21 protein-coding genes and 1 riboswitch are annotated in these 22,021 nt (G+C 62.1%); of the genes, 16 read left to right on the forward strand and 5 right to left on the reverse strand.

The window, feature by feature from the left end; all coding sequences use genetic code 11:
• Positions 1 to 43 precede the first annotated feature (43 nt).
• The 5 genes from cysM to HBH25_RS09200 all read left to right on the forward strand — a co-directional run bounded on the left by cysM (position 44) and on the right by HBH25_RS09200 (position 6,048).
• On the forward strand, positions 44 to 946 hold the full coding sequence (gene cysM, locus HBH25_RS09180; protein ID WP_168083613.1) for a cysteine synthase CysM: 903 nt from the start codon (positions 44 to 46) through the stop codon (positions 944 to 946).
• Positions 946 to 2,316, forward strand: a complete 1,371-nt coding sequence (rlmD, locus tag HBH25_RS09185; RefSeq protein WP_168083614.1) for a 23S rRNA (uracil(1939)-C(5))-methyltransferase RlmD — start codon at positions 946 to 948, stop codon at positions 2,314 to 2,316. The genes cysM and rlmD overlap by 1 nt, the downstream gene beginning before the upstream one ends.
• Positions 2,317 to 2,395: 79 nt before the next feature.
• Complete coding sequence (gene relA, locus HBH25_RS09190; protein ID WP_168083615.1) at positions 2,396 to 4,642, forward strand: GTP diphosphokinase; 2,247 nt, start codon at positions 2,396 to 2,398, stop codon at positions 4,640 to 4,642.
• Positions 4,639 to 5,490, forward strand: a complete 852-nt coding sequence (gene mazG, locus HBH25_RS09195; RefSeq protein WP_168083616.1) for a nucleoside triphosphate pyrophosphohydrolase — start codon at positions 4,639 to 4,641, stop codon at positions 5,488 to 5,490. Before relA ends, mazG begins: the two co-directional genes overlap by 4 nt.
• Positions 5,491 to 5,508: 18 nt before the next feature.
• A complete protein-coding gene (locus tag HBH25_RS09200; RefSeq protein WP_168083617.1) occupies positions 5,509 to 6,048 on the forward strand; it encodes a DUF2058 domain-containing protein in 540 nt (179 codons plus the stop codon).
• Positions 6,049 to 6,557: 509 nt separating this feature from the next.
• On the opposite strand, the gene HBH25_RS09205 is transcribed toward HBH25_RS09200, so the two are convergent.
• The 4 genes from HBH25_RS09205 to purM all read right to left on the reverse strand — a co-directional run bounded on the left by HBH25_RS09205 (position 6,558) and on the right by purM (position 9,415).
• The gene (locus HBH25_RS09205) at positions 6,558 to 6,749 is read right to left on the reverse strand and encodes a hypothetical protein (RefSeq protein WP_168083618.1); all 192 of its coding nucleotides are present in this window, start codon (positions 6,747 to 6,749) and stop codon (positions 6,558 to 6,560) included.
• 235 nt (positions 6,750 to 6,984) lie between these two features.
• On the reverse strand, positions 6,985 to 7,698 hold the full coding sequence (locus tag HBH25_RS09210) for a DUF3108 domain-containing protein (RefSeq protein ID WP_168083619.1): 714 nt from the start codon (positions 7,696 to 7,698) through the stop codon (positions 6,985 to 6,987).
• A gap of 8 nt (positions 7,699 to 7,706) precedes the next feature.
• Positions 7,707 to 8,357, reverse strand: a complete 651-nt coding sequence (purN, locus tag HBH25_RS09215) for a phosphoribosylglycinamide formyltransferase (protein ID WP_168083620.1) — start codon at positions 8,355 to 8,357, stop codon at positions 7,707 to 7,709.
• A complete protein-coding gene (gene purM, locus HBH25_RS09220) occupies positions 8,357 to 9,415 on the reverse strand; it encodes a phosphoribosylformylglycinamidine cyclo-ligase (protein ID WP_168083621.1) in 1,059 nt (352 codons plus the stop codon). The genes purN and purM overlap by 1 nt, the downstream gene beginning before the upstream one ends.
• A 202-nt stretch (positions 9,416 to 9,617) precedes the next feature.
• On the opposite strand from purM, the gene HBH25_RS09225 reads away from it, so the two are divergent.
• From HBH25_RS09225 to HBH25_RS09245, 5 genes are all read left to right on the forward strand, one after another.
• On the forward strand, positions 9,618 to 10,673 hold the full coding sequence (locus HBH25_RS09225) for a DUF2066 domain-containing protein (RefSeq protein ID WP_168083622.1): 1,056 nt from the start codon (positions 9,618 to 9,620) through the stop codon (positions 10,671 to 10,673).
• A gap of 8 nt (positions 10,674 to 10,681) precedes the next feature.
• Positions 10,682 to 11,755: an AI-2E family transporter gene (locus HBH25_RS09230; RefSeq protein ID WP_168083623.1), complete on the forward strand. Its 1,074-nt coding sequence runs from the start codon at positions 10,682 to 10,684 to the stop codon at positions 11,753 to 11,755.
• Positions 11,756 to 11,862: 107 nt separating this feature from the next.
• Positions 11,863 to 12,570, forward strand: a complete 708-nt coding sequence (hda, locus tag HBH25_RS09235; RefSeq protein ID WP_168083624.1) for a DnaA regulatory inactivator Hda — start codon at positions 11,863 to 11,865, stop codon at positions 12,568 to 12,570.
• A 413-nt stretch (positions 12,571 to 12,983) separates the two neighbouring features.
• Positions 12,984 to 13,643 carry a C40 family peptidase gene (locus HBH25_RS09240; RefSeq protein ID WP_168083625.1) on the forward strand — a complete coding sequence of 220 codons (660 nt, stop codon included), beginning with the start codon at positions 12,984 to 12,986 and terminating at the stop codon, positions 13,641 to 13,643.
• A gap of 138 nt (positions 13,644 to 13,781) precedes the next feature.
• Entirely contained in the window at positions 13,782 to 14,336 is a 555-nt protein-coding gene (locus HBH25_RS09245) for a C40 family peptidase (protein WP_168083626.1), read from the forward strand.
• 22 nt (positions 14,337 to 14,358) lie between these two features.
• On the opposite strand, the gene HBH25_RS09250 is transcribed toward HBH25_RS09245, so the two are convergent.
• Positions 14,359 to 15,669, reverse strand: coding sequence for a PQQ-dependent sugar dehydrogenase (locus HBH25_RS09250; RefSeq protein WP_168083627.1), 1,311 nt, complete (start codon positions 15,667 to 15,669; stop codon positions 14,359 to 14,361).
• A 94-nt stretch (positions 15,670 to 15,763) separates the two neighbouring features.
• A riboswitch (cobalamin riboswitch) is annotated at positions 15,764 to 15,975 on the forward strand.
• Between the two features lie 136 nt (positions 15,976 to 16,111).
• Between HBH25_RS09250 and cobO the strand changes: the two genes are divergently transcribed.
• The 6 genes from cobO to HBH25_RS09280 are packed head-to-tail and all read left to right on the forward strand — an operon-like array spanning position 16,112 to position 22,021.
• Entirely contained in the window at positions 16,112 to 16,723 is a 612-nt protein-coding gene (cobO, locus tag HBH25_RS09255; RefSeq protein WP_168083628.1) for a cob(I)yrinic acid a,c-diamide adenosyltransferase, read from the forward strand.
• Positions 16,720 to 18,030 (forward strand): cobyrinic acid a,c-diamide synthase CobB, encoded by a 1,311-nt coding sequence (locus HBH25_RS09260; protein ID WP_168083629.1) that lies wholly within the window; start codon positions 16,720 to 16,722, stop codon positions 18,028 to 18,030. The genes cobO and HBH25_RS09260 overlap by 4 nt, the downstream gene beginning before the upstream one ends.
• Entirely contained in the window at positions 18,027 to 18,677 is a 651-nt protein-coding gene (gene bluB, locus HBH25_RS09265) for a 5,6-dimethylbenzimidazole synthase (RefSeq protein WP_168083630.1), read from the forward strand. The genes HBH25_RS09260 and bluB overlap by 4 nt, the downstream gene beginning before the upstream one ends.
• On the forward strand, positions 18,677 to 19,582 hold the full coding sequence (cbiB, locus tag HBH25_RS09270) for an adenosylcobinamide-phosphate synthase CbiB (protein ID WP_420708468.1): 906 nt from the start codon (positions 18,677 to 18,679) through the stop codon (positions 19,580 to 19,582). The genes bluB and cbiB overlap by 1 nt, the downstream gene beginning before the upstream one ends.
• Complete coding sequence (cobD, locus tag HBH25_RS09275) at positions 19,575 to 20,564, forward strand: threonine-phosphate decarboxylase CobD (RefSeq protein WP_168083631.1); 990 nt, start codon at positions 19,575 to 19,577, stop codon at positions 20,562 to 20,564. The genes cbiB and cobD overlap by 8 nt, the downstream gene beginning before the upstream one ends.
• The gene (locus tag HBH25_RS09280; RefSeq protein ID WP_168083632.1) at positions 20,564 to 22,021 is read left to right on the forward strand and encodes a cobyric acid synthase; all 1,458 of its coding nucleotides are present in this window, start codon (positions 20,564 to 20,566) and stop codon (positions 22,019 to 22,021) included. Before cobD ends, HBH25_RS09280 begins: the two co-directional genes overlap by 1 nt.

Raw genomic sequence — 22,021 nt, forward strand, 5'->3', positions numbered from 1 at the left:
CGCGTATCATAGCGCCCCCGCTGTCCGGATGACGAAAAAGCCCATGAGCGTGCATTACCCCACCATCGCCGATTGCGTCGGCAACACCCCGCTGGTTCGCCTGCAGCGCCTGGGCGGGGCGACGACTAATACCTTGTTGGTAAAGCTTGAGGGCAATAACCCTGCCGGGTCGGTCAAAGACCGTGCGGCGCTGTCGATGATTACCCGCGCCGAGCTTCGCGGGCAGATCGCACCAGGCGATGTGCTGATCGAGGCCACGTCCGGCAATACGGGCATTGCCTTGGCCATGGTAGCTGCCATCAGGGGCTACCGGCTGATCCTGATCATGCCGGACAATTCCACGGCCGAACGCAAGGCGGCCATGGCGGCCTATGGTGCCGAACTGATATTGGTCACCCGTGAAGAAGGGATGGAGGGTGCCCGAGACCTGGCCGAGCGCATGCAGGCCGAAGGGCGTGGCAAGCTGCTGGACCAGTTCGCCAATAGCGACAACCCCGAGGCGCATTACCATAGTACCGGCCCTGAGCTCTGGCAGCAGACCAGCGGCAGCATCACCCATTTCGTGAGCTCCATGGGTACTACCGGTACCATCATGGGCACCTCGCGTTACCTGAAGGAACAGAACCCGGCAGTGCAGATCATCGGGCTGCAGCCTATGGAAGGCGCAGCCATCCCCGGTATCCGCCGCTGGCCGGAACAGTACTTGCCCAAGATCTACCAGGCCGAGCGGGTAGACCGCATTATCGATATGGCCCAGGCTGAAGCCGAAGACACCATGCGCCGGCTTGCGCGGGAAGAGGGCATTTTCTCTGGCGTGTCCTCCGGTGGTGCAGTGGCAGCGATGTTGCGCTTGAGCCAGGAGCTGGAGCATGCGGTGATCGTGGCTATCGTTTGCGACCGCGGCGACCGCTACCTGTCCAGCGGCCTGTTCGATGCGCCCAACTGATGGCGCGCAAGAACGGCGGGTTGCGCTTTCAGCCCAGCGGTGGCCAACGCACACCGGCCATGCCCGCGGGCAAGAAGCAGCGCCTGAGTATCGAACGCCTGGCCGCCGATGGCCGCGGTATCGCCTTCAGTGAAGGGCGTACCTGGTTTGTGCAAGGCGCCTTGGCGGGCGAGCAGGTAGATGTGCGCGTGCTTGCTGCCCATGGCAAGGTGGTGGAAGCACGCACCGAACGAGTGATCGTTGCCTCGGCCCAGCGCCGCAAACCGCCATGCCCGTATGTGGAGCGCTGTGGCGGGTGTACGGTACAGCACCTCAGCCACGAGGATCAGTTGGCCCTCAAGCAGCGGCAGTTGGCCGAGCAACTGATGAAAGTAGCGAGCGTCGCCCCAGAGGCCTGGGCACCGCCACTGGTAAGCCCGGAGTTTGGCTATCGCCGCCGGGCACGCGTGGCCGTGCGCTGGGACCCTAAACAGCACCGGCTGGACGTAGGCTTTCGCGCAGCGGCGAGCCAGCAGATCGTGGCCATTGAGCAGTGCATGGTGCTGGTACAACCCTTGCAGCAGATTTTCCAGGCGTTACCTGGAGCCCTCCGCGCATTGAATACCCCGCAAGCCATTGGCCACGTTGAATTGTTCCACGGTACTGCCTCCGCTGTTCTGGTTCGCCATACCGCGCCCTTGGGCGACACGGACCAGGCCCACCTGCGTGCCTTCTGCAAGCAGCACGGTGCCCAGCTGTGGTGGCAGGGCGCAGCCGCGCCCGTGGCAGATAACCCCGACGCTGAGCTGGGGTATACCTTGTCAGCCTGGCAGTTGCACCTGGCCTACCGGCCTGGGGATTTCGTTCAGGTCAATGAAGCCGTCAATGACGCCATGGTTGCTCAGGCGTTGGACTGGCTCGCGCCACAACCGGGCGAGCGGGTGCTGGATCTGTTCTGCGGCCTGGGCAATTTCTCATTGCCTATTGCCCGTAAGGCGGCGGCAGTGGTCGGGGTGGAAGGGGCGGCTGGCATGGTTGAACGGGCAGCAGCCAATGCCCTGCGCAATGGGCAGGGCAATGCGGCCTTTCACCAGGCGGACCTGTCTGAGCCAATGCAGGGTGCCAGTTGGGCAGAAAAGGGTTTTTCTGCGGTATTATTGGATCCGCCTCGCGATGGCGCGTTTGAAACAGTTCGCCATATATCCTCGCTGGGTGCTCGTCGCATTATCTATGTATCGTGCAACCCAGCAACGCTGGCACGCGATACGCTCGAACTGCACAAGCAAGGTTACCGATTGACACGTGCTGGCGTGCTCGACATGTTTCCGCAAACCTCCCATGTCGAGGCGATGGCGTTATTTGAAAAGGCCCAGGATGGCCAGGCTATATGACTGGTGGCCTTCGCCCTGCGAAGGCGGCGGCCAGTGAACACGGGCACGCGTTGCGTGTGCCCTAGGGAAGGTAAGCAGCATGGTACAGGTGAGAGCACAGCAGCCGGTTAACAACGACGGCAGCATCAACCTCGATGCGTGGCTCGATCACATCGTCAGCGTCGACCTGGCGCTGGACCGGGAAGCGTTGAAGCAGGCGTGCCAGTTCGCCCGCGATCTGGACGTGCCTGAGAAAACAGCCAAGCATTCGTGGGCAGACGGTACGTCCAGTTTCCAGGCAGGGCTGGAAATTGCCGAAATTCTCGCAGACCTCAAGCTGGACCAGGATTCCCTGGTAGCAGCGGTCATCTACCGGGCCGTTCGAGAAGGCAAGGTAGCACTGGCGGACGTGGCCCAACGCTTCGGCCCGGTGGTAGCCAAGCTGATCGACGGGGTGCTGCGCATGGCGGCCATCAGTGCCAGCCTCACGCCGCGCCAGTCACTGGTGCTGGGCAGCCAGGTGCAGGTGGAAAACCTGCGCAAAATGCTGGTGGCCATGGTCGACGACGTGCGAGTAGCCCTCATCAAGCTGGCCGAACGCACCTGCGCCATACGGGCCGTGAAAAACGCTACCGAGGAAAAACGCCAACGCGTGGCCCGGGAAGTGTTCGACATCTACGCGCCGCTGGCCCACCGCCTGGGTATCGGCCATATCAAATGGGAGCTGGAGGACATTTCCTTCCGCTACCTGGAGCCCGACCAGTACAAACAGATTGCCAAGCTGTTGCATGAGCGCCGGCTGGACCGCGAACGTTTCATTTCGGACGTAATGAGCCAGCTGCACCAGGAATTGGCAGACACTGGCGTCAAGGCTGACATCAGTGGGCGAGCCAAGCATATCTATTCCATCTGGCGGAAAATGCAGCGCAAAGGGCTGCAGTTCAGCCAGATCTACGACGTGCGCGCAGTGCGCGTGCTCGTGCCGGAGGTGCGCGACTGCTACACCGCGCTGGGTATCGTCCACACCTTATGGCGGCACATCCCCAAAGAGTTCGACGACTATATCGCCAACCCCAAGGAAAACGGCTACCGCTCGTTGCATACGGCCGTGATCGGCCCAGAGGGGAAGGTGCTTGAGGTCCAGATCCGTACCCATGCCATGCACGAAGAAGCAGAGCTGGGCGTGTGCGCGCACTGGCGGTACAAGGGCACGGACGTCAAGCCAAGCTCCAATCATTACGAGGAAAAGATTTCCTGGCTGAGGCAGGTGCTGGAATGGCACGAAGAGCTGGGAGATATCGGCGGCCTGGCAGAGCAACTTCGCGTCGATATCGAGCCGGACCGGGTCTACGTGTTCACCCCAGACGGCCACGCCATCGACTTGCCCAAAGGCGCCACGCCGCTGGACTTCGCCTACCGCGTCCATACCGAAATCGGCCATAACTGCCGCGGTGCCAAAATCAACGGCCGCATTGTGCCGTTGAACTACAGCCTGCAAACCGGCGAGCAGGTGGAGATCATCACCAGCAAGCACGGCAACCCCAGCCGGGATTGGCTGAACTCCAACCTGGGCTACGTGACCACCTCCCGGGCACGGGCGAAAATCGTGCACTGGTTCAAGCTTCAGGCTCGGGACCAGAACGTGGCCGCCGGCCGCACGCTGCTGGAACGAGAGCTCACACGGCTGGGCTTGCCGCAGGTGGATTTCGAGCGGTTGGCTGAAAAAACCAACGTTAAAACTGCAGAAGACATGTTCGCCTCGCTGGGGGCTGGCGACCTGCGCCTTGCACCTCTGGTAAACGCTGCACAGCAGCTGGCAGAGCCTGAGCGTGGCCATACCGAAGTCTTCGACTTCATTACCCGCAAGCCCGCAGGCAACAAACCAGGCAAGCGTGGCGATATCCAGATCCAAGGCGTGGGTAACCTGCTCACGCAAATGGCGGGCTGCTGCCAGCCGTTGCCGGGCGATGCCATCGTGGGCTATATCACCCAAGGCCGGGGCGTGAGCATTCACCGCCAGGACTGCGCCTCAGTCCTGCAGCTGGGCGCCAAGGAGCCGGAGCGTATCATTCAGGTCAGTTGGGGGCCGATTCCAGTCCTTACCTACCCGGTAGACATCATCATTCGCGCCTACGACCGTTCTGGCCTGCTCAGGGATGTATCCCAAGTGCTGTTGAACGAGCGCATCAACGTACTGGCCGTCAATACGCGGTCGAACAAGGAAGACAACACGGCGCAAATGTCGCTGACTATCGAAATTCCCGGCCTGGACGCACTGGGGCGTTTGTTGGGGCGTATTTCCCAGTTACCCAACATCATCGAAACCCGGCGTAACCGTACGCCATGAGCCAGCCTGTGCCTCGCTATACCCTGGATGACCTGCTGTACCTGATGGCCCGGCTGCGTGACCCGCAGCACGGTTGCCCTTGGGACCTCAGGCAAACCTATGCTTCCGTGGTGCCGCACACCCTGGAGGAGGCCTATGAAGTGGCCGATGCCATCGAGCGTGCAGACTTCGACAGCTTGCCAGGCGAACTGGGGGACCTGCTGTTCCAGGTGGTGTATTACGCCCAGTTGGCCAAGGAGGAGGGGCGCTTTGTGTTTGCCGATGTGGTGGACGGCATTACACGCAAACTGGTCCGGCGCCACCCCCATGTGTTTCCCACTGCTCAGTTGCATGCGCCGTTAGGCACGCCTCGTTTGAACGAGGCGCAGGTCAAGGAGCGCTGGGAAGCCATCAAAGCCCAGGAGCGTGCCGAAAAGGCCTCGACGCCTGAGCAGCTGTCGTTGCTTGATGATGTGCCCGGAACGCTTCCCGCGTTGAGCCGTGCCGTGAAGTTGCAGAAGCGCGCCAGCACCGTCGGGTTCGATTGGCCTGCGGCGCTCCCTGTAGTAGACAAGGTACGTGAGGAGCTGGACGAGGTGCTCCAAGCCATGGCCGGGACTGACGACGTGGCCTTGGCCGAGGAAGTGGGCGACCTGCTGTTTACGGTGGCTAACCTTGCACGCAAGCTTAAGCTGGACCCAGAGCAATCCCTGCGGGCGGCCAATGCCAAGTTCGAACGGCGGTTCAGGTTTATCGAAGCAGAGTTGCGCGCACAGGGGAAACTCATTGAAGATTGCGATCTTGAGGCGCTCGATGCGCTTTGGGGCGAAGCGAAACGTCAGGAACGAAAACCGCTTGGTTGCGGCTGAGCAAGAGTGAGTGAATACATGAGCCTTTCCCTTCGTGACCAGTTGCTTAAAGCAGGCCTGGTCAATCAGAAACAAGTGAAGCAGGTCGCCAAGGACCAGCAGAAGCAACAGCGCCTGGTCAAGAAAGGCCAGGCAGAGGCTGACGATACCCAGCAGCGCCAGGCTCGTGAAGCGGCTGCGGAGAAGCAGCGCAAGGACCAGGAGTTGAACCGCCAGCAGCAGGAAAAGGCAGAAGCGAAGGCGCGCTCGGCACAGGTCAAGCAGCTTATCGAAGCCACGCGGCTGCCCAAGCTGACGACTGAGGACTACTACAACTTTGCTGACGACAAGAAGGTTAAGCGCATTTCGGTTAATAGCCTGATGCGCAGCAAATTGTCCAACGGTAGCCTTGCCATCGTGCATCATGGAGGCGGGTATGAGGTCATCCCGCGTGAAGCAGCGCTTAAGGTGCAAGAGCGCGAACCACGCCGCATTGTCCTGCTCAGCGTGCCTACTGAGGAGCCTGAAGGCGAAGACCCTTACGCCGCCTACAAAATTCCCGATGACCTGATGTGGTAACAGGCCGAGCAGGCTTGGGCGGCGACCTGTTCCCAGCAATCAACACTGGCGCCGCCTACCCCCTGTGGGAGTTTGCGAAGCGGACGAACCAAGACAGCCGCTACACCGCAGCTGCCTGTTCCCGGTCTCCGCCTTTGGCTGCACCTAGTCCCACAGCAATTAACACTGGCGCCACGAGTCTGTGGGAGTTCGCGTAGCGCGGGTGCAGCGGACGAACCGGAACGGCCGCTACACCGCAGCGGCCTGTTCCCGGTCTCCGCCTTTGGCTGCGCCCGGTCCCACAGCAATCAACACTGGCGCCGCAAGTCTGTGGGAGTTCGCGTAGCGCGGCTGCAGCGGCCGCACCGGCCTGTTCCCGGTCTTCGCCTCCGGCTGCGCCCGGTCCCACAGCACTCAACACTGGCGCCGCAAGTCTGTGGGAGTTCGCGTAGCGCGGGTGCAGCGGACGAACCGGAACGGCCGCTACACCGCGGCGGCCTGTTTCCAGCTGCGAGGCAGCCTTAGGCCGTTTACGACCTCAGTGCTTCTGCCCGCTGTGCCTCGTGTGCCTGCAACTCTTGCTGGTAGGCCACAGCGTCGTGTTCGGTATGGAACATGCCAACCAGCAGGTCCTGCTGATATACATCCCAAATGCGCACGCCAGCGGCCAGGCCTTCATGGGACATGTGTGCATCGTCGCGTTCGCTTACTTTTACAGTCATGCTGACACTCCTCTGGGTTGCCGTAACCAGTACGTGTTTCTTTTATAAAGCGGTTAGCGGGCTAAAGGAATGTGTTACAGGTGCAACGGAGTTTTTCATTAACCACGCCAATCGCTGAAAGGCACGGGCCGCAAGGGCTGCGGCAGAATGTCGCACTTCATGAAGCTGCGTGAAGAAAAATTTAGGAAGGGGTATTGCGTGGCCAAGGGGGGGCTTGGCCACTCGTTAAAGCCGCTTAGCTGCCTTGAACAGGCTTGCCGTTCACGGTGCCGTCCTGAAGCATGATGGTGTATTCCTTGCCATCAGTTTCGATTTGCTGCAGTTGCACCAATAGGTAGTCCCAGGCCTTGGCGAACCACAGCACGGTCACGCGCTTGCTTTGGGTGGGGTCGCGCACACGCTCTACCTTGATGGCGTCGATGGAGCCTGCCTTGGTCGCAACCTTTTCTTCACCCAGCACGCGGAAGTCGTAGGTATCGACCTCGTCACCATCGACCACCTGGTAGCTCATGCTCTTCTTGCCAGCCGCCACGTCGTGCTGCAACGCAAGCTGGTAGGTGGATTTATCCAGCACACCGCGGTTCAAGGGTAGGGTAACGGGGTCACCCCGGTCGGTGCCGGTGATTTTCTTGGCAGACCAGTCGAAATCCAGGTCCACCTTCTTGGCCTTGCCCAGGCCGCCACGCTCGAAGGTGTACGACTGTGGCAGAAGGGTGTCTTTGTCCAGGCGAACCACACTGATTTCGCTAAGGCTTGCGATCATCATCGAGGCTTTGAACGCCAGCGTCCAGGTGCCATCCGGGTTGGCTGTAAGGCTACGCTCGGCGGTGCCGCTCATAGGCAGTTGCTTCCAGTCTGCGGTATAGCTGGCAGAGAAGGGCTTGAGGTCTGCAGCCTGTACGCTGGGAAGCGCGAACAGGGCCAAGGCGAACAATAGGGCGCGACGCATAGGGTCTCCTAAGGGCGAATCAAGTGGCCAGTGGTGGCCAGGGGTTTGCCATCAAACACTACACCATGGGGGCCAAGGCGCAGCCTGCCTTCGGCGAACCAGCGCACCGCCAAGGGGTAGATCTGGTGTTCCTGGGCATGTACGCGCTGAGCCAGGGTGTCGGGTGTGTCGTCACTAGCCACCGCGACGGCAGCCTGTACGACCAAGGGGCCCCCATCGAGTTCCTCGGTCACAAAGTGTACGCTGCAGCCATGCTCGGTGTCCCCTGCCTCCAGTGCACGCTGGTGGGTATGCAGCCCTTTGTGGCGTGGCAGCAGGGAAGGGTGAATGTTGAGCAGGCGGCCATGGTAATGGCGCACGAAGGCCGGGCTGAGAATGCGCATGAAGCCTGCCAGTGCTACGGCATCCGGCTCGAAGCAGTCAACCAAGGCCATGAGGGCCTGGTCGAAGGCTTCGCGGCCCTCGAACCCGGTGTGCACCAGCACCCGGGTTTCAATACCGGCTTCTCGTGCGCGCTCCAGGCCATACGCATCGGCCCGGTTGGAAATGACGGCGCGGATGCAGACAGGCGAACCGGGTTGCGTGAAGCTGTCGATCATGGCCTGGAGGTTGCTGCCCGAGCCGGACAGCAAGACCACCAGGTTGCAAGGCCGGGGCATCAGTGGGCCTTGAGGTTTTTCAGCTCGACCTGAGCAGCCCCTTCGGCGGCCTGAGTGATTTGGCCAATCACCCAAGGCTGCTCACCTTCGGCGGCAAGCACAGCCAGGGTGCGTTCTACGTCTGCCTGGCTAACGCAAATCACCATGCCTACACCGCAGTTCAGCACGCGGTGCATTTCATGTTCGTCCACATTACCTTGCTGTTGCAGCCAGTCGAAGACGGCGGGGCGCTGCCAGCTGGCCACGTCGATCACCGCCTGGGCGCCTGCAGGCAGCACGCGTGGGATGTTGTCCAGCAGGCCGCCACCGGTGATGTGGGCCATGGCCTTTACCGCACCGGTGTCGGCGATCAGCTTGAGCAGGGGTTTCACATAGATGCGAGTGGGCGCCATCAGCAGGCTGGCCAGTGGCTTGCCGTTCAATTGCTCGGTAGCGATGTCGGCACCGGACACGTCGATGATCTTGCGAATCAGCGAATAGCCATTGGAATGCGGCCCTGAAGAGGGCAGAGCGATGAGTGCATCGCCGGCAGCCACTTTGGAGCCATCGATGATGTCCGCTTTTTCTACCACGCCTACGCAGAAGCCAGCCAGGTCGTAGTCTTCGCCCTCGTACATGCCAGGCATTTCTGCGGTTTCACCGCCTACCAGCGAGCAGCCCGCCTGTGTGCAGCCTTCGCCGATGCCGGTTACCACGGTGGCGGCCACGTCTACATTCAGCTTGCCAGTGGCGTAGTAGTCCAGGAAGAACAGCGGCTCGGCGCCGCAGACCACCAGGTCGTTCACGCACATGGCCACCAGGTCGATGCCGATGCTGTCATGCTGGTTGAGGTTCAGCGCCAGGCGCAGCTTGGTACCTACGCCGTCAGTGCCGGACACCAGCACGGGCTGCTTGTAGCCAGCCGGAATCTCGCACAGTGCACCGAAGCCACCCAGGCCGCCCATCACTTCAGGCCGCGCGGTACGCTTGGCCACGCCCTTGATGCGTTCGACCAGCGCTTCACCAGCGTCGATGTCTACACCGGCGTCCTTGTAGCTCAGGGAGGGTTGCTTGCTCATGATCCAGGCCTTTGAAAAGGGGCGATACAGGAAACGACCACAAGGGTCTGCGAAGGCGCGCGATTTTATCAGGCTTGTCCCATTCAGGCCAGAACACGGGGCAGGCAGGCCTCGCCGCCTTCCATGGCAGTTGGCAGGGCGAATGTTTTACGGGAAAGTGTGTCCCATTCACTTCAGTACCCCTGCCTTTGGAAACCTGCTCATGCGTCTGCGCCCTTTTATGCTTGCTTCACTGCTTAGCCTGCCGTTCACGGTAGCCTGGGGCGAAACAGTGACCAACCTCTATCAGGTCAGCGAACCGGTTGCCAGCCAGGCCCCCGAGGAGCGAGACCAGGCGACCCAGCGCGCGTTGGAGACGCTGGTGCTGCGCCTGACCGGGGATACAAAAGCCTATGCCGGCCCTGGCCTGGCTGCCGTACGCAAGAACCCTCAGCAGATCATTAGCCAGTTCGGCTACCAGGGCGGCACACCCCAACGTCTGCAGGTGGACTTTGATCCAGTGAGTACCGACAAGGCGTTGCACCAGGCGGGCCTGCCGGCCTGGGGCGCGAACCGGCCCTCCTTGCTGGTGTGGTGGCTGGCCGATAACGTCACGGGCGCTACGCTGGCAGGGGACGCCCAGCCCAGCGCCGCCCCTGTGCGCCAGGCGGCCAGCCATCGCGGGCTACCAGTGAAACTGCCCATGGCCGACCTGGAAGAGCAATTGGCTGCCACCGCCAAAAACCTTGAAGGCACCGACCCGGCGCCATTGCAGGCGGTGTCCCAGCGCTATGGTGCCGATGGCTTGCTGGCCGTGCATGCCGTTGCGGATGGGGATAAATGGCAGGCTAAATGGCACCTCTGGCTGGGCAGCCAGCGCGAGCAGGGCACGGTGCAGGCTGCCAACCAAAGCGCCCTGGCCGATGCCGTGATGCTGGCCGTGGCGCAGAAGCTGGCCCCGCGCTATGTGGTCAAGCCAGGGGCAACCGGTGAGCTGACGGTAGAGGTTCAAGGCATGACACTGGACCACTACGCTGAACTGGGCAGGGTGCTGGACAGCCTGGGTGGTCGCCTGCGTTCGGTAACGGGCGACAAGGTGCTTTATCAGGTTAGCGCAAGCCCTGAACAGGTGAGGGCGCAACTGGCCTTGGCACACGTGCAGGAGGTTGCGGCCCCGGTCCAGCCCCAAGCCCCTGAGCCTGCTTCGCCAGCCACGGGCGGCCAAGTGCCCGGCGCTGCGCCGGTAACAGGCCCTGAACCTTTGCGCTTCCACTGGTAGGCCTGGCAATGACAGACAAGAAAAACTGGTTCTGGTTGGGCATGGCCGTGGTGCTATGCGCGTTTGTGTTCGAGCTCCACGCCATTCTGTCGCCCTTTCTGGTGGGCATGCTGATCGCCTACTTGGGTGACCCCTTGGTAGATCGGCTGGAGCGGCTCAAGCTGTCTCGAACGCTGTCGGTCGCGGTGGTGTTTGTGCTGTTTACCTTGATCGTGATGATTGCGCTGGTGGTGGTGATACCGATGCTGGCCAAGCAACTGGTGCGGCTGTATGAGCTGACCCCGCAGTTCCTGGACTGGCTGCAGAACACAGCGCTGCCTTGGGTTCAGCATCGGCTGGGGTTGGCGGACGGGTTCTGGAAGTTCGACAAGATCAAAGAGGCTGTTTCAGCCCACATGGGCCAGACCACCGATATCGTGGGGTTAGTGCTAGCGCGCGCCACGGCGTCCGGCCTGGCCTTGATTGGCTGGCTCGCCAACCTGGTGCTGATCCCGGTGGTAGGGTTTTACCTGCTGCGAGACTGGGATGTGATGATGGCCAAGATCCGTGGCCTGCTACCCCGTCACCGCGAGGCTAGGATCGTTGCGCTTGCTCACGAGTGCCATGAAGTGCTGGGCGCCTTTGTGCGCGGGCAATTGATGGTGATGGTCGCCCTAGGCGTTATCTACTCAGTCGGGTTGATGCTCACGGGCCTGGAGCTGGGCCTGTTGGTGGGGGTGATCGCCGGGTTGGCCTCTATCGTGCCCTACATGGGGTTCATCACGGGTATCAGTGCGGCCATGGCGGCGGGGCTGTTCCAGTTCGGCCTCGATGGCTGGCACCTGATCGCCATTGGCGCAGTGTTCGCCATTGGGCAAGCCTTGGAAGGGATGGTGCTTACCCCTTTACTGGTGGGGGACCGCATTGGCCTGCATCCCGTGGCCGTGATTTTTGCCATTCTGGCGGGCGGTGAACTGTTCGGCTTTACTGGCGTATTGCTCGCGCTGCCAGTGGCGGCCGTGATCATGGTGCTTATCCGCCACATGCATACGCTGTACAAGCAGTCTGAGCTGTACGGTGGCGGCGAGGATCCTCAGCTTTAAGGTTGCATAAGCTGCAGGTAAGCCCGCTTGGTGCGCATCGTGCTTGCAGCTTCCAGCCAAGCCGCTAGAATTTGCCCCCTTTAATCTGAGGCGTTACCCCGGGCCGCATGAAAGAGCCGATCCAACTCCCGCTGGGTGTGCGCCTGCGCGACGACGCCACCTTTGTGAATTATTATCCCGGTGCCAATGCTGCGGCGCTCGGCTATGTCGAGCGGCTGTGCGATGCGGAGGCGGGGTGGACTGAAAGCCTTATCTACCTATGGGGCAAGCAAGGTGTCGGGCGCACCCACCTGATGCATGCCGCCTGCCTGCGGATGGAGCAGCAAGGGCAACCAGCGGTTTACCTGCCCTTGGCTCAACTGCTCGACCGGGGCGTAGGCATTCTTGATTACCTGGCCCAATACGAACTGGTGTGCCTGGATGACCTTCAGGCCATCGCTGGCAAGCCAGAATGGGAGGAGGCCCTGTTTCACCTGTTCAATCGCCTGCGCGATAGCGGCCGTCGGTTGCTGATTGCGGCCTCTCATTCCCCCCGGGAATTACCGGTGAAGCTGGCAGACCTCAAGTCCCGGCTCACACTGGCGCTGGTATTCCAAATGCGGCCGCTGTCAGACGAGGACAAACTCCGCGCGCTCCAGTTGAGGGCATCTCGGCGGGGCCTGCACCTTACTGATGAAGTCGGCCACTTCATTCTTACCCGCGGCAGCCGCAGCATGAGCGCCTTGTTCGACCTGCTGGAGCGCCTGGATCAGGCGTCATTGCAGGCCCAACGCAAGCTCACCATTCCTTTTCTGAAAGAAACACTAGGCTGGTAGGGCCGTTCGGCGCTGGCCATCACATAGCCCTGCACATGGCAGGGCTTTTGCTTTCATAACCACTGCTATATAATCCGTCAGCTTTGTGCCGCCAAAGGCCTGTCGCGGGCTATTGATGCCTTTGCTATAGCTTTTCTTTATAGGCCCTGGAAACCAACAGATAAGGCAACAGGCGCCCATTGTGTTCCTGCCTACCTATAAGCAGCGTGAGCCCGCCGTTCGCCTCTCAATTCTTCATGTTTATCAATGGCTTGCAAATGCGTTGTAAGCGTTGACCGCCTGTCGTACTGCGTGTTTTGCTGCCAGACGTCAGGCAAGGCACCATAAGTCACAAATCGTTCTATAAAATTTGCAAATGGTGCCGATAGTAGGCATATTCGCACCTTCATTAATTTATCGACACGGTCGTGCCCATGCTGAAGCGCTTAGCACCCCTCGTGCCTCTTGCACTTGTTACCCTGCTGTACGGCTGCGCAGCCCAATCACCGGTTTCGCAACAGCAGGTGTCCACCCCGGTTACTGCCCTACGTGCGCCACTCCCGCAGCCCCATACGTCCACTCCCTCCGGCAAGGTCTCTCCGTTCGATAGCGAAGACGTCACGGCGGACCGGGATGACATGCCTACCTTCTCAAGCACCGCGCCCTACCGCCTGCCGGTACTGGCAGACAGCATTCTGGAGCGTGGAAAGTCTCTGATTGGTACGCGTTACCGTTTTGGTGGCACCACTGAAAGCGGCTTCGATTGCACAGGCTTCATCAATTTTCTCTTCCGCGAAGAAGCGGGCATGACCTTGCCCCGCTCAAGTCGCGAAATGATCAACGTTCAGGCGCCCTTGGTCGCGCGTAACAAGCTCAAGCCAGGCGATGTACTGTTCTTCGGCACAACAGGCCGCCGTGGTCGCGTAAGCCATGCCGGTATCTACTTGGGCGATGACCAGTTCATCCACTCCAGCTCACGCCGCAGCGGAGGCGTTCGCGTGGATAACCTGGGTGACAGCTACTGGAGCAAAACCTATATCGAAGCCAAGCGTGTATTGGCCATGGCGCCCACCACCGAGGTGGCGCGCCGCTAAGCGCGACGGCGTTTCCAGCCCCACATGGCGGGGGTAAAAGAGTAGCGACGAGCGGTCACGCTTTCGCTACTCTTTTTTTTTGAATTCAGCGAGTTAAGCGCTACTCTTCACCGGCAGTCGAACTCGGAACCTCTTCTCATGGCTTTCACCTCTTTGCGCCTGTTGGCGTTGGCGCCGCTTTTGCTGCTGGCTGCCTGCGCGAGTTCGCCACCGCCACCTCCCAAGGCTGTGGTGGTTGCACCCCGCCCGCTGATGGTGGACCCAACGGATTACGCTTCGGTAAAGGCCGACGACGTCTTGTTTCGTGCCATTGGCCTGGTAGGTACGCCGTACCGCTGGGGAGGCAACACGCCTGCCGCCGGCTTCGACTGCAGTGGCCTGATCGGGTTCGTGTACCACGACGCGGCGGGTATTGCGCTGCCACGCACCACACGTGACCTGATTGCCATGCGTTCGCCCACGATTGACCGCAATGCCCTGCGTTCCGGCGACCTGGTGTTTTTCTCAACGCAGCGCAACGGGCAGGTGAGCCATGCCGGTATCTACGTGGGGGAAGGGCGGTTCGTTCACGCACCGCGCACAGGTGGCACGGTACGCTTGGAATACCTGAACAAGCCGTATTGGCAAAAAGCCTACCTGGCTGCCAAGCGGGTGATCCAGCCGGAGCGCTTGGCACAAACAGCACTGCCATAACGGCCCTGGCTGGGCGTGGCACCTATTGCCGGGTCACACGCCATACCTTGTTGCCTACGTCGTCGGCCACCAGCAACCCCCCTTTGTTGTCGCCGACCACACCGACCGGGCGGCCCATGGCTTCTTCCTTGTCATTGAGAAAGCCCGTCAGCAGGTCCACCGGCTGGCCGCTTGGCATGCCGTCGGCGAAGGGAACGAACAACACCTTGTAGCCGCTATGTGGCTTGCGGTTCCAAGAGCCATGCTGGCCAATGAACGCGCCCTTATCAAAAGGTGCCGGCAGTTGGCCAGGCTGGGCGAAGGCTAAACCCAGAGAGGCGGTATGGGGCCCTACCGCAAAATCAGGCGCAATCGCTTTTTGCACCATGTCCGGGTTGCCAGGTTCAACACGCACGTCTACGTGCTGGCCGTAGTAACTGAACGGCCAGCCATAGAAGGCGCCGTCTTTTACAGAGGTGATGTAGTCCGGCACTAGGTCGCTGCCGATTTCGTCCCGTTCATTTACGGCTGTCCAAAGCTTGCCAGACGTAGGCTCCCAGGCGAGGCCATTGGGGTTGCGCAAGCCGCTGGCAAACAGGCGCTTTTGCCCAGTAGCAAGGTCCACTTCCCAAATGGCGGCGCGGCCTTGCTCATTGTCCAGGCCATTCTCGGCCACGTTGCTGTTGGAACCCACGGTCGCGTACAGCTTCTTGCCATCGCGGCTGGCAATGATGTTCTTGGTCCAGTGATGGTTGATCGTGCCGGCGGGCAGGTCGGTGACGGTCTGGGCGTCGCTGTCCAGGTGAGTGGCGCCTGGGGTGTAGTTGAAGCGCAGAATCTTGTCCGTGTCTGCTACGTACAGGTTCTGGCCCACCAACGCCATGCCGAAAGGCGAATTGAGGTTTTGCAGGAACACTTCATGGGTTTCCGCTACGCCGTCGCCATCTTTGTCGCGTAGGAGCACGATACGGTTCGGGCTGGGCACGGCCGCCCCTGCACGCCCCATGACTTTCTCCATCACCCACCCTCGAATCCCTTTAGTGTCGTCGGGTTTGGGTGGCGCGTTGGTTTCTGCGACCAACACATCGCCATTGGGCAATACGTACAGCCAGCGAGGGTGGTTGAGCCCTTCAGCGAAGGCCTTCACCTGGGTGCCGGGCGCAGCCTTGGGCTTGGCGCCCTGGGGCCAACCCACGGCTGGGGCAATATTGACAGTGGGGATCAGGGTCTTGTTGGGTTCGGGGAGTTTAGGTGAAGGGCCTGTACCATCGGCCACTTGCAGTTTCGAGCTTTCGCCGCACGCCGCCACACTGGCGGCAAGTACAACGGTCAAGGCAAGGCGGGACATGTGCATGGTGTGCTTCCTGGCAGCCGGGTTGTGTACCGTAGAGGCAGCGAGGCGGTGGAGGTTCAACATGTTTAATTGACGCTGTTGGGCCGACCCCTTACCCTGCGCGATTGTTTCAGGTGCCCCGGCCACATTCGCGCGCCAGGGTGAAACAGGGAAGCCGGTGAGCCTAAGGCAAGGCCGGCGCTGCCCCCGCAACGGTAAGTGAGTGAACACCGCCGCACAGGCCACTGGGATAACCGGGAAGGCGCGCCGGTGGGGCACAACGGCCCCCTCACAAGCCCGGAGACCGGCCTGAAACCTTATCGGGCGAGCGATGCAACCCGCCTTATTACAGTACAGATCGCCGTGCGGGTGAGCGCGGCATCTACGCCATGCCTCCCCGTAGGGCCGAGGCATGGCGTCGGTGCGCACCCGCCAGTGACCGCAGTGAAGGACCTGGCAGCACATGAACGACACTACCGAGCGTGACGAACGCCACCAGGCCCGTATGGTGCGCAAGAAGGCCGTAATGGACGCCCGCATTGCCGCCTCCGCTGACGAGCGCGGCCTGCTGCTGGTGCTGACCGGAAATGGCAAAGGTAAAAGCAGCTCCGGTTTTGGCATGTTGGCCCGCGCCTTGGGCCATGGCATGCGCTGTGGCGTGGTGCAATTCATCAAAGGGCGCAACTCCACGGGTGAGGAGGCGTTTTTCCGCCGCTTTCCAGAGGAAGTCAGCTTTCATGTGATGGGTGAAGGCTTTACCTGGGAGACCCAGGATCGCCAACGTGACATTGCCGCGGCCGAGTCGGCCTGGGCAGTTGCCAAAGGTTTGCTGGCCGACCCCGCCGTGGATTTCGTGCTGCTCGACGAGCTCAATATCGCCCTCAAGCATGGCTACCTGGATGTGAATACGGTGGTGGCAGACCTTCAAGCACGGCCCCCCTTGCAGCATGCCATCGTTACGGGCCGTACGGCTCGCCCCGAACTGCTGGAGGCGGCTGACACCGTGAGCGAAATCGGCGTGGTCAAACATGCTTTCCAAGCGGGCATCAAGGCACAAAAGGGTATCGAGTGGTGAGTACGGCCCGGCACTGCCCTGCAGTACTCATCGCTGCGCCTGCCTCGGGCCAGGGTAAAACCACGGTCACGGCTGCACTGGCGCGCCTGCACCGCAACCGTGGCCGCAAGGTGCGCGTGTTCAAGTGCGGGCCGGATTTTCTCGACCCCATGATTCTCGAGCGTGCCAGCGGCGCGCCTGTGTACCAGCTGGACCTGTGGATGGTAGGCGCAGCGCAAAGCCGGCGGCTACTCTGGGAGGCGGCAGAAACGGCGGACCTGATCCTGATCGAAGGGGTGATGGGGCTGTTCGACGGCCTTCCCTCTAGTGCAGACCTGGCCATCGAACTGGGCGTACCCGTGCTGGGCGTGATCGACGGTACGGCCATGGCCCAGACCTTCGGTGCGCTGGCCTTGGGCCTGGCCCGGTACCGGCCGGCGTTGTCCTTCGTGGGCGTGCTGGCCAACCGTGTGGGCAGCGAACGGCACAGCCAGTTGTTGCGCGACAGCCTGACCGAAGGCCTTCGCTGGTTCGGCGGCTTGCCGCGCGAACAGGCAATCAATTTGCCCAGCCGGCACCTGGGCCTGGTGCAGGCCAGCGAACTGGAAGACCTGGACCGTCGGCTCGATGCGGCGGCTCAGGCGCTGGCGGCCACCTGCGATGATGCGTTGCCACCCCCTGTGTGTTTCAGCGCGCCCGAGCCTGCGGCCCCAGCGCTGTTGCTGGAGGGCGTACGCATTGCCATCGCCCGTGACCAGGCCTTCGCGTTCCTTTATAACGCCAACCTGGACGCGCTCCGGGCCATGGGTGCCGAGCTGGTCTTTTTCTCTCCCCTGGTTGATGAGGAACTGCCGCCGTGCGACAGCCTTTACCTGCCCGGAGGCTATCCGGAATTGCATCACCATCAATTGGCCGCCAATACGCCGATGCTAGAGGCTATTCGCGCACACCACCGTGCCGGTAAGCCGCTGCTGGCCGAATGCGGCGGCATGCTGTACCTGCTGGATGGGCTGACCAATGTGGAGGGCGAGCGCGCTAGCCTCCTGGGCCTGATGCCTGGCGAGGCGGTGCTACAAAAGCGCCTGGCTGCCCTGGCATTGCAGGAGGTAGCGCTGGAGGAGGGGTGCCTGAAAGGGCACACCTACCACCATTCCCTGACCACATCGCCCTGGGCGCCTACTACCCGTGGCCGGAGCCCTAACGGCGGGCGGGGGGCCGAGGCGATCTACCGCGTAGGCCGGCTAACGGCCTCCTATGTACATTTCTACTTTCCGTCCGACCTTGCCGCCAGTGCAGCATTGCTGTGCCCCGCCGAGGAGGCCGCATGAGCGAGCACGCCTACAGCGACGCAGAGAAAGCAGCCGTGTACCGCGCCATTGCCGAGCGGCGAGACATGCGCCACTTCATAGGGGGGGAGGTAGCGCCTGACGTGTTGCAACGCTTGCTGCTAGCGGCTCACCAGGCGCCAAGCGTAGGGCTGATGCAGCCTTGGCGCTTTATCCGTATCCGCAGCCTGGCCCTTCGCCGTGCGATCCATCATTTGGTGGAAGAAGAGCGCCTGCGCACGGCCCAGGCCTTGAATGAGCGGGCCGACGATTTCATGGCCCTCAAAGTGCAAGGGGTACTTGAGTGTGCCGAGCTGCTGGTGGTGGCCTTGGCCGATGGCCGCGAACAGCATGTGTTCGGGCGCCGTACGTTGCCGGAAATGGACATTGCCTCGCTGTCGTGCGCGGTGCAGAACCTGTGGCTGGCCGCCCGTGCCGAGGGGCTGGGCATGGGCTGGGTATCCCTGTTCGACCCTGAGCGCCTGAGTGCGTTGCTGGGCATACCCGCTGGCGGCAAGCCCTTGGCGGTGCTGTGCCTGGGGCCGGTGGCCCAGTTCTATCCGGAGCCGATGCTGGTGCTTGAAGGTTGGGCACAAGAACGCCCACTCGATGAATTGGTGTTCAACGATACATGGGGGGCAACACTGTGATGCTGGCCTTGACCTGTGTTGCCGGGGTCGCGCTGGACGCTTTGCTGGGTGAACCTCGCCGATGGCACCCCCTGGTGGGCTTTGGCAATTTGGCGCAACGGCTTGAGCAACGGTTCAACTTCGCAGGCCACGGCTGGCGCAGCCATGGTGTGACCGCCTGGCTGATGGCCGTAGTGCCCCCCGTGCTGATATTGACCTTGTTGTCGTGGCTGCCTTTGATTGGCGGTGTGGTAGAGGTACTGGTGCTGTATTGGGCGTTGGGCTTGCGCAGCCTGGGCGAGCACCTGTTGCCGGTAGCACAGGCCTTACGTGCCGGGGACCTCGAACGCGCACGCGAGCGGGTAGGCCGCCTGGTAAGCCGACATACCGAAGCCCTGGATGGAACGGGTGTGGCCAAAGCGGCCACAGAGTCGGCGCTGGAAAACGGTAGCGATGCCGTATTCGCTGCCTTGTTCTGGTTCGTAGTAGGGGGCGTGCCCGGTGTGGTGATGTACCGCCTGGCCAATACCTTGGACGCCATGTGGGGGTACCGCAACGAACGTTTCGAACGTTTTGGCTGGGCCGCCGCGCGTATCGATGACGTGCTCAACCTGATGCCTGCCAGGCTGGTGGCGCTTACCTATGCCGTGCTGGGCAAAACCCGCCTGGCCTGGCGATGCTGGCGCCAGCAAGGTCGGCTATGGGACAGCCCCAATGCCGGCCCTGTCATGGCTGCCGGCGCCGGTGCCCTGGGCGTAGAACTGGGTGGGCCGGCCATGTATCACGGGGAGGTCCATCACCGGCCGGTACTGGGTGAAGGCCCGGTCGCCGACGCCTCGTCCATTGAAAACGCCTGGGGCTTGGTGCAGCGCGGGGTCTGGCTGTGGCTGCTGATTATCTGTGTAGGGGGGCAATTCTATGCTTGAGCATGGTGGGCGGCTGCGTGCTGCTGCACAGGCGTTCGGGCGTGACGAGGGGGAGTGGGTGGATGTGTCCACGGGCATCGCGCCCTGGGCGTGGCCTGTGCCTGCGATTCCAGCGCAGGCCTGGGCACGCCTTCCCGAACCCGATGACGGCCTGGAAGCCGCCGCCTGCCAGTACTACGGGGCGCGTCAGGTATTGCCGGTGGCCGGTTCCCAAGCAGCTATCCAGGTATTGCCCCGTCTTCGCCGCATTGGCAAGGTAGGCGTGCTGGCGCCCTGTTACGCCGAGCATGCCGAAGCATGGCGCAAAGGCGGGCATGTGGTACGCGAAATCGCCGACAGCGAAGCCGATGATTACCTGGACCGCCTCGATGTACTGGTGGTGGTGAACCCTAACAACCCTACGGGCCGCCTGCTGGAGCGCAGCTGCCTGCTGGCGTGGCATGCGCGCCTCGCGGCACGGGGCGGATGGCTGGTGGTAGACGAGGCGTTCATGGACATGACGCCCCAGCACAGCCTGGCGGCTGACGCTCACCTTCCAGGGCTGGTGGTGCTGCGCTCCTTTGGCAAGTTCTTCGGCCTGGCCGGTGTACGGCTAGGCTTTGCGCTGGCCGAGCCCCGCTTGCTGGCCGGCTTGTTGGACCACCTGGGCCCTTGGGCCGTTAGCGGCCCTACCCGTGCCCTGGGCCATGCCTGCCTGCTGGACGAGGCCGGGCATCGCCAGCAGATAGCCCGCTGCACAGAAGCGGCCGATCGTCTTGCGGCGCTGCTGGCCGAGCACGGCCTGGCGCCTGAAGGGGGGTGCGCGCTGTTCCAATGGGTGCTGGTCGAGCGTGCCGAAGCCCTTTACCTGCACCTGGCCAGGCAAGGCATTCTGGTGCGGCTGTTTCTCCATAACCGCAGCCTTCGTTTTGGCCTGCCCAGCAGCGAAGCCCATTGGCAACGGCTTGGCGAAGGCCTGGCCTCATTTAGCAAGGAGGCCTGATGCCGACCCTGATGGTACAAGGCACCACCTCCGACGCAGGCAAGAGCACCTTGGTGACGGCGCTGTGCCGTTGGCTGCGCCGTGAAGGAAAAACAGTGGTGCCCTTCAAGCCGCAAAACATGGCCCTCAACAGTGCTGTGACGGCTGATGGCGGCGAGATTGGCCGTGCCCAGGCTGTTCAGGCCCAAGCGTGTGGGCTAGCGGCACACACCGACATGAACCCGGTGCTGCTCAAGCCCAACAGTGACACTGGGGCTCAAGTGATCATTCATGGCAAGGCGGTGGGCAATATGAATGCCTTGCGCTACCACGGTTATAAGGCCACGGCCATGCAGGCCGTGCTTGAATCCCACGAACGCCTCGGCGCTGCCTACGACGTGGTGATGGTGGAGGGGGCGGGCTCGCCTGCCGAAATCAACCTGCGCGAGGGCGATATCGCCAACATGGGCTTTGCCGAAGCCGTGGATTGCCCGGTGATTCTGGTAGCAGATATTAACCGAGGGGGCGTGTTCGCTCACCTGGTGGGCACCCTTGAACTGCTTTCGCCGTCCGAGCAGGCGCGGGTACAGGGCTTCGTGATCAACCGCTTCCGAGGCGACCTTGCCTTGCTCCAGCCCGGGCTGGACTGGCTTGAAGCCCACACTGGAAAGCCAGTGCTAGGGGTGTTGCCCTACCTCACGGACTTTCATCTGGAAGCCGAAGACGCGGTCGACAGCCGGCAACCGGCCAAGCAGGGCGAGTTGCTGCGTGTGGTGGTGCCCGTACTGCCACGCATCAGCAACCACACCGACTTTGACCCTTTGCGCCTTCATCCCCAGGTCGCGCTCACCTTCGTGCGGCCAGGCGAGCCGGTGCCACCGGCCGACCTGATCATCTTGCCGGGCTCCAAAAGTGTCCGTGCCGACCTGGCACGGCTGCGTGAGGGCGGCTGGGACACGGCCATCACCCGGCACCTGCGCTATGGCGGCAAGGTGCTGGGGATCTGCGGCGGCTTGCAGATGCTGGGCCAGCGCATCGCCGACCCCCTTGGCCTGGAGGGGCCTGCGGGGGTAAGCGAGGGGCTGGGGTGGCTAGCACTGGAGACTACCCTGGCGGCAGATAAACAGTTACGCAACGTTAGTGGCTGGCTATCGGCCGAAGCGGTGCCCGTGCAGGGGTATGAGATCCATGCGGGCATCAGCCAGGGGCCAGACCTGTGCCGCCCGGCGCTACGCCTGGCCGATGGTCGAGACGACGGTGCCATCAGCGCAGACGGCCAAGTGATGGGCACCTATGTCCACGGCCTGTTCGAGTCGGCACCTGCCTGCGCGGCACTGCTGCATTGGGCGGGGCTGCAAGGGGCGAACGAGCTGGACTACCACGGCCTGCGTGAGCGTGATATCGAGCGCCTGGCCGACCTGGTGGAGCAGCATCTGGACACACCGCGGCTGCGCACCTTGTGCCAAGGAGGCATGTGA

This window comes from Pseudomonas quercus (genome assembly GCF_012033695.1).
GTDB classification, from domain to species: Bacteria; Pseudomonadota; Gammaproteobacteria; order Pseudomonadales; family Pseudomonadaceae; genus Aquipseudomonas; species Aquipseudomonas quercus.

Excerpts from the sequence above, each read along its gene's own strand:
- bluB (WP_168083630.1), top strand. The coding sequence starts at position 18,027 with ATGAGCGAGCACGCCTACAGCGACGCAGAGAAAGCAGCCGTGTACCGC.
- HBH25_RS09225 (WP_168083622.1), top strand. The coding sequence starts at position 9,618 with ATGCGTCTGCGCCCTTTTATGCTTGCTTCACTGCTTAGCCTGCCGTTC.
- hda (WP_168083624.1), top strand. The coding sequence starts at position 11,863 with ATGAAAGAGCCGATCCAACTCCCGCTGGGTGTGCGCCTGCGCGACGAC.
- mazG (WP_168083616.1), top strand. The coding sequence starts at position 4,639 with ATGAGCCAGCCTGTGCCTCGCTATACCCTGGATGACCTGCTGTACCTG.
- purN (WP_168083620.1), bottom strand. The coding sequence starts at position 8,357 with ATGCCCCGGCCTTGCAACCTGGTGGTCTTGCTGTCCGGCTCGGGCAGC.
- relA (WP_168083615.1), top strand. The coding sequence starts at position 2,396 with ATGGTACAGGTGAGAGCACAGCAGCCGGTTAACAACGACGGCAGCATC.
- HBH25_RS09280 (WP_168083632.1), top strand. The coding sequence starts at position 20,564 with ATGCCGACCCTGATGGTACAAGGCACCACCTCCGACGCAGGCAAGAGC.
- HBH25_RS09230 (WP_168083623.1), top strand. The coding sequence starts at position 10,682 with ATGACAGACAAGAAAAACTGGTTCTGGTTGGGCATGGCCGTGGTGCTA.
- cysM (WP_168083613.1), top strand. The coding sequence starts at position 44 with ATGAGCGTGCATTACCCCACCATCGCCGATTGCGTCGGCAACACCCCG.
- HBH25_RS09240 (WP_168083625.1), top strand. The coding sequence starts at position 12,984 with ATGCTGAAGCGCTTAGCACCCCTCGTGCCTCTTGCACTTGTTACCCTG.
- HBH25_RS09245 (WP_168083626.1), top strand. The coding sequence starts at position 13,782 with ATGGCTTTCACCTCTTTGCGCCTGTTGGCGTTGGCGCCGCTTTTGCTG.
- HBH25_RS09200 (WP_168083617.1), top strand. The coding sequence starts at position 5,509 with ATGAGCCTTTCCCTTCGTGACCAGTTGCTTAAAGCAGGCCTGGTCAAT.
- HBH25_RS09210 (WP_168083619.1), bottom strand. The coding sequence starts at position 7,698 with ATGCGTCGCGCCCTATTGTTCGCCTTGGCCCTGTTCGCGCTTCCCAGC.
- HBH25_RS09205 (WP_168083618.1), bottom strand. The coding sequence starts at position 6,749 with ATGACTGTAAAAGTAAGCGAACGCGACGATGCACACATGTCCCATGAA.
- cobO (WP_168083628.1), top strand. The coding sequence starts at position 16,112 with ATGAACGACACTACCGAGCGTGACGAACGCCACCAGGCCCGTATGGTG.
- cobD (WP_168083631.1), top strand. The coding sequence starts at position 19,575 with ATGCTTGAGCATGGTGGGCGGCTGCGTGCTGCTGCACAGGCGTTCGGG.
- cbiB (WP_420708468.1), top strand. The coding sequence starts at position 18,677 with ATGCTGGCCTTGACCTGTGTTGCCGGGGTCGCGCTGGACGCTTTGCTG.
- rlmD (WP_168083614.1), top strand. The coding sequence starts at position 946 with ATGGCGCGCAAGAACGGCGGGTTGCGCTTTCAGCCCAGCGGTGGCCAA.
- HBH25_RS09250 (WP_168083627.1), bottom strand. The coding sequence starts at position 15,669 with ATGCACATGTCCCGCCTTGCCTTGACCGTTGTACTTGCCGCCAGTGTG.
- purM (WP_168083621.1), bottom strand. The coding sequence starts at position 9,415 with ATGAGCAAGCAACCCTCCCTGAGCTACAAGGACGCCGGTGTAGACATC.